The sequence below is a fragment of the Mycobacterium sp. genome, assembly GCF_049683935.1.
In the GTDB taxonomy this organism is placed as follows: Bacteria; Actinomycetota; Actinomycetes; order Mycobacteriales; family Mycobacteriaceae; genus Mycobacterium.
This window is the reverse complement of record NZ_JBAUJR010000252.1, coordinates 25,300-31,646: the sequence shown is the minus strand read 5'-3', so window position 1 is coordinate 31,646 and position 6,347 is coordinate 25,300. Positions and strand designations below refer to the sequence as shown.

The 6,347-nt window shown below is 65.3% G+C and carries 1 protein-coding gene; it reads right to left on the bottom strand.

The features are described 5' to 3' along the window. Nucleotides 1-25 precede the first annotated feature (25 nt). Nucleotides 26-6,229 (bottom strand): cadherin-like domain-containing protein, encoded by a 6,204-nt coding sequence (locus tag WA965_RS14680; protein ID WP_526302479.1) that lies wholly within the window; start codon nucleotides 6,227-6,229, stop codon nucleotides 26-28. Between the last annotated feature and the right edge of the window lie 118 nt (nucleotides 6,230-6,347).

Genomic DNA, 6,347 nt, shown 5'->3' with positions numbered 1-6,347 from the left:
CCCCCCACTGACGGCGATCTAGGGTTCAGATACCTATCTGCGGCGGCGGCGTGTACTCGACGCCTTCGATGACGAATACTGGATTCAGCCGGTCACCGTATTGCGCTTCGGTTTCCTGGTAGTCGGTGATCAGCTCCAGCCCATTGGGACCTGACCTGATTCCCTTCACGACGATCGTGCCCTTCCCCGCGCCGCCGAAGAGCTCGAGGCCCGTTTGAGTCGCGTTGCCAAGTCCCTGGATCAACGGCGCCTTGAGCCGTGCTTCCTCCGCCGCGTTCCTGATGTTCTCGTATTCGTCCCAGTCGGCCTGCCATGCCTGGAAGTCCTCTTCGTCGATCTCATTGTTGAACATGTAGCCGCCGACCTCGCCGTCCGGGTCGAAACGAGTACGGAACAGCTCAGTGGGAAAGGTTCCGACTGCGAAGGCAACCGGCGCGTACTCCACCCACGGTGTGCCATCGGGGCGGGGCACGTCGAACTTGACGGTGATCGCATCACCCAGTTCCATCTTGCGATAGCCCGTGACCAACCCGTCGGTGTTTCCCCCGAGATTGAGTACTGAAACCACGTAGACGTCTGGACTCTCGGGCAGCCCGCTTTGTGGATCTGTAGGCCAGTCGCTCGCATCCAAGCTGGACACCCGCGTCAAAGTCGTTTTATAGCTGAGCCATTGACCCGTTGCGGGGTCACGCTTCCATTCGGCGTCTGTCGATGTGAACAAGGACTGCCACGAGTATTTCCCGCCGGGCCCAATGCCCCCGGGCAGCGCAAGGATTTCGCGAAACCGACGTGGAGTCGGCTCGACGTCCGCGGGAGGATTGTCGGGTAGCAGACGGGCGGTGACAGGAATGAGATTGGCATTACCCAGACCATCGGTCGCCGTCACGAAGAATGCCGCGTACAGCGGACGGTTCGCGTCGTTTGCCAGTTGCCGCGCCGCGGCGTTCGGAGTGAAGACGACCGTCCCGTCGGGGTTGACCACGACTGTTCCCAACGGCGAGGTGGTCGAACCGCTGTAGGTGACGGCGACCGGCTCACCGGTGCCCGAACCCGCGGTGCTGTCGGTGATTTGCATCTGCACCACACCCGTGGCGGTGTTACGGACCACGGTGGTCACATTCCACGGACTGACAGGGGCCGGCGCCTCGTTGAACAGACTGAGCTGCGTGGAGAACACCATCTGCTCCAGATCTTCCACCACCACGGTGGTGAGGATCAGCTTGCCGTCGCCCGTAAAGCTGACGAGCGGAGTCGAACTCGGCGAACCTGGTGCGGCGCCTCCCGTGAAGCCACTGACCGTCGTCACCTTGCTGACGCCTGATGCGGTGATCGCCCACACCGTCGTGGTGACGGTCGGCTCTGCGGGGTTGCCATTGAGCACGGTCACGTAGGCGATGCCATTCTCTGCGAACACCACTGGACCGACAGCGGTGCCTGCGTCGTCTACGACCGTCGCGAGGATGCGGCCGGTTCGGTCGATCGCCGTGACGATCGCGCCGGAGCTGTCCGACACAAGGTACGCCGTTCCGTTCGGTCCGATCTGCAGATATCCGCGGGTGATATCGACCGGACTGCTTGCCCTCCAGGTGGCGAAGCCGTCCTCAGAGATCCGAACGACTACACCGCCTTCCGTGGACACGACGGCGTACGCAGTGCCGTCGTCATCAAAAGCCAGTTGGGGACCCCCGGAGAACGGCTCCAAGTCGACGCTGAACGGAAGAACCCGCGTCTGCCCTGTCGAACTGACGACCGCCAAAACATCTTCGCCGTCGAACCGGTAGGTCATGTAGAGGTTGTCGTCCTTGCCGATGACATACGGGTCGGAAAAGCTGAACTCTCCCAGCGTGACGGTGCTCAGGGACCCACTCGGCCGGACCACCACCACGCGGTTGACATCGTCGTCGGAGTCGTTGATGAGCACGTACAAAGTCCCGCCGGGTGACGCCCCGAGAATCTGCGGATCCCAGAAGGGTGCGGTGAACGGCGGAGTGTTGATCAGACCGCCCCCCGTGACGATCGAGACCATGTACGTGTCTGGTGTGGATCCATCAGGAGCGAAAAATGGGGTTGTCAACAAATGCGCTGTGCCATCTGCTGCCACAACGACACCCGCAGCCGGTCTCATGTCGGCGATGACGGGCGATTTCGAGACACTCCCCGAAGGATCGAACACGAGCACCTCGGTTGCCAAGCCAGTTTGGCTATCAACACCCGTCGGGAGCTGCACGAGTGTCGGCAAATAGACGGTCCCGTCAGGCGCAACGGTGACGTTGAAAGAGATACCCGAGGTGAGAAGTTCCGGCGCGGTCATCGTTCTCGTCTGCCCTTCGGCGTCGATGACCAAGATGACCGCCGAGGCGTCCTCCGAGCTGGCCCCCGTGACTTGAAGTGCGGCGATGGTGCCATCCGGTCCGACGACCGGTAGCCCGGTAACCGAATAGCTCTCCACAGCACCCGCACTGAGAGGAACGATGTTCACGACCGGCCTGTTTGCCGAATCTCGATAACCCACCAGCATGTACTGCCTGCCGCTGCCGCCCAAAAACGAAGGCGAGCCCCCGGCGGTGAAGGTGGTCGCGGTAACAGTCGCCGAGGCACTGACCACGTGGACGGTCGCAGTCCCTGCCACCGAGTCGTAAGTCACGATCGTGATACCACCGTCCGATCGCACGATCGGCGCAGCTGGATTACCGGTGATCGTCGCGGTGTCACCGATCACCGCACCCGAAGAGTCGTAGACCCGCACGAAGGTCGAGGGGCTGAGCTGCTCGTCGAAACTGGCGATGGGTTGGAAGATGCTGCCAGTCGTTCCCACGAGACCGTTGCTCAAGGGAATGCCGCTGATCGGGGCAGGACTCGTGGTCTCCGCCACCGCCGGCGCGATATCCACCTGCACGTTGACCGTGGTCGTGCCGTTGAGATGACCGTCGTTGATGGTGACGCTGAAGCTGTCGACCTTCGCCGAGGCCGGGGCACCCGACGCGGCGGCAGCCTCGCGCAGTGCGGCCGTCGGCGTGTAGCTGAACGTGCCGTCGGAATTCACCACCAGGGTGCCGCCCTTGACCGAGACGGCGGGACCACTGTAGGTCCGAGCATCCCCGTCTGCGTCGGTCGAGGTGACAGCGCCGGTCACCGCACCATTGGCTGAGTTGGGCGCTCCCGCGGTGAAACTCCCCACCGGCGCGGAGTTCATCGGGCTGATGGTGACGGTGACCGGCACGCCCAGCGTGCCACCCCTGCCGTCACTCACGGTCACGGTGAACGAATCCTGCTTCAGCGCCGCTGCGGCACCGTTGGCCGCCGCCGAATGCCGGGCCGCATCAGACGGCGTGTAGAGGAACGTTCCGTTGGCGTTGACGATCACGCTGCCCTTGGCGGTGGCGCCAGAGCCGCTGTAGGTCAGCGGATCACCGTTGGGATCGGTGGCTGTCACCGTCCCGGAAACCTTCCCGTCAGCGCCCGGTGAACCGGGATTGGCACTTCCGCCTGTCGGGGCGCCGTTGGCCGCCGGGGCGATGGCCACCGACAGAGTGACGGTGACGGCCCCGCCGAGGTGACCGTCGTTGACCGTGACAGTGAACGTGTCGGTCTTGTCCGCAGCAGTAGCCCCTGCTGCGGCGGCAGCTTGCCGGGCTGCCGCGGTCGGAGTGTAGGTGAACCCACCGGTGGTGCTGTTGATCGCGACGGCACCGCCCTTGGTCGAGAGGGCCGGCGCGGCGTAGGTGCGGACATCGGCGTCAGCGTCGGTTGACGTCACCGAACCGGTCACCAGGCCGCTCGCCGGATTGGGCGTTCCCACAGTGGAGCTCACCACGGGCGCGGTGTTCTTCGGGGCGATCGTGACGGTCACCGGAACCGCCAGTGTGCCGCCCTTGCCGTCACTGACGGTCACCGTGAACGAATCCTGCTTGAGCGCCGCCGCAGCACCATTGGCCGCCGCCGCATGCCGCGCCGCATCGGACGGCGTGTAGACGAACGAACCCGTGGTGTTGACGACCACACTGCCCCTGGTCGTGTTGCCCGTCCCGGCGTAACTCAACGGATCCCCGTTGGGATCGGTCGCCGTCACCGTTCCGGACACCTTGCCATCGGCACCGGGCTGACCCGGATTTGCCACCCCGCCCGTCGGGGCACCGTTGGCAGTCGAGGGCGCGATGCCCACGTTGACCGAGGCCGTCCGCGACCCGCCGTGGCCGTCGGTCAGAGTGAAGGTCAGCGCATCGGTCTTCGCCGCCGCCGGTGCGCCAGGTGCGCCGGCGGCCTGGCGGGCCGAATCGGTCGGGGTGTAGGTGAACGTGCCGTTGCCGTTGTTGACGAGGGCGCCCTTGGGCGTTGCCGCCGGACTGCTGAATGTCATTGTGTCGCCGTCAGAATCACGACCGGTGACCGTGATCGTCACGACGCCGGTTGTGGCGTTCGGTGCGGTGGCGCGGGCCCGCGCACTGCTCGGCGCCGCGTTCTTCGGGGAGATGTCGATCGTGACCGGCACCGACAGTGATCCACCGAAGGCATCGGTGACGGTGACCGTGAAGTTGTCGGTCTTGTCGGCCTCCGACGCACCGGTGGCTGCGGCGGCGTGGCGGGCCGCTGCGCTCGGGGTGTAGGTGAACCGCCCCGAGGAGTACACGGTGACCCGCCCCTTGGCCGTGCTCGCCGATCCGGCGTAGGTCAACCGATCACCATCACCGTCGGTCGCGTTCACCCGACCCGACACCGAACCACCGAAGAAGCTTGGATTTCCCTCGTCGACCCCATCGAGCACCGGGGCTTCGTTGTCGATCGCCGAGATCGGCACCGTGATCCGCACAGAGTCGGTGCCACCGTGCCCGTCATCTACGGTCACCGTGAACGACTCACGCCGAACTGCAGACCAGGCCCGACGGTTGCCGGCCGCCTCCCGCGCCTCCTCGGTCGGGGTGTAGGTGAACGTGCCGTCGGAATTGAAAACCACACTGCCCTTGGTGGTTTCGCTGGCCCGATAGGTCAGCGGATCCTGGTCGTCGTCGACGGTGCTGATCACTCCCGACACCACGCCATCGGCCATGTTCGGCAGTCCCACCGAACCCGACGAATCGGGCCGGTCATTGGCCGGCCGGATCCGCACGGTGACCGCGACCGGGGTCACCCCACCGTTGCCGTCGTCAAGGGTGACGACAAACGAATCAGTCTTGTCCGCCTCCGTCGCACCCGTCCTGGCTGCGGCGTGACGCGCGGAATCGCTGGGCGTGTAGGTGAATCGACCCCGCTGATCGACCACCACACTGCCTTTTGCCGTGGTCATCGGACCGGTGTAGGTCAGCGGATCACGATCCGCATCCGACCCGAACACCCGGCCCGACACCCTCGCGGTGAACCATCCCGGAGCGCCCACCGACACCCGCCCGGTCGGCGCGGCGTTGTCCACCAGTGCCGCTACCACCATCTGCGGCTGGCCCGTCACCGTGTCCTGCTGCTGACCGAGTTGACGACGCGCGAATGCCAACAATCCCCACGCCAGCGGCGAGCCCACCGGTACCGCACCGTCGGAGGAGCTCAACGGCGACAACACCGACGACAACACAGACGCCACCGACACCGAGTCGGTTGCCGGCTGCGCCGGCCGCTCTGGTGCCGAAATCTGCTCGAGAACAGCCGAGTTCGGCAGGGTCGGCACATCTACGGGCGGACTCGCAGGCGGCGGCGCCGGCGTCGCACCCGTACCCACCTCACCCGCCTCGCCGGAAACTTCAGGGGCCATCCCGCCCTCGACGGAGGGGTTCTGCGCCTCGCTCTGCCCGTCTGCCTGCTGCGACGATCCTGTCCGCCTCTTGGTGGGCTGGGGAACCTCGATCTCGACCTCCTCGACCTCCTCGACGTCATCGCCGTCGCTGAGGATCACCTCGAGATCGTCTTCGCTGAGATCAGCTGGTTCGGGTGGTTCGGCGCCATCGATCTCGAGGTCGACGTCGATCGGATCCCCGCCGTCCTGCGGGTCTTCTTCGTCGGCGTCGACATCTTCCTGCTCGTCGGCATCCGTATCGTCAGCGGCTTTCGAGTCATCCGCCGATCCCGCGTCGCCTGCACCGTCGTCGCTGGTCACGTCGTTCCTGGATGCGGTGCCGTCAACTGACGAACTCACCCCCGCATCGGGGTCGGCCCACGCCACCCCTGGCATCGACGCCACCGCGGTCCCGATCCCCAGCGCGACAGCCAACGCACCGACCCGGCCGACATAATTTGCATACCCCATGATCCCCGCCCCCCAGACGCAGCTATTTGCCAGTTCGGACGCTAGCCGCGCGGGGGGACACGAAGATATAGGGGGTTTCCCTAGTGTTTCAGCCAGGTGAACAGGTTTCGGCGCCGGT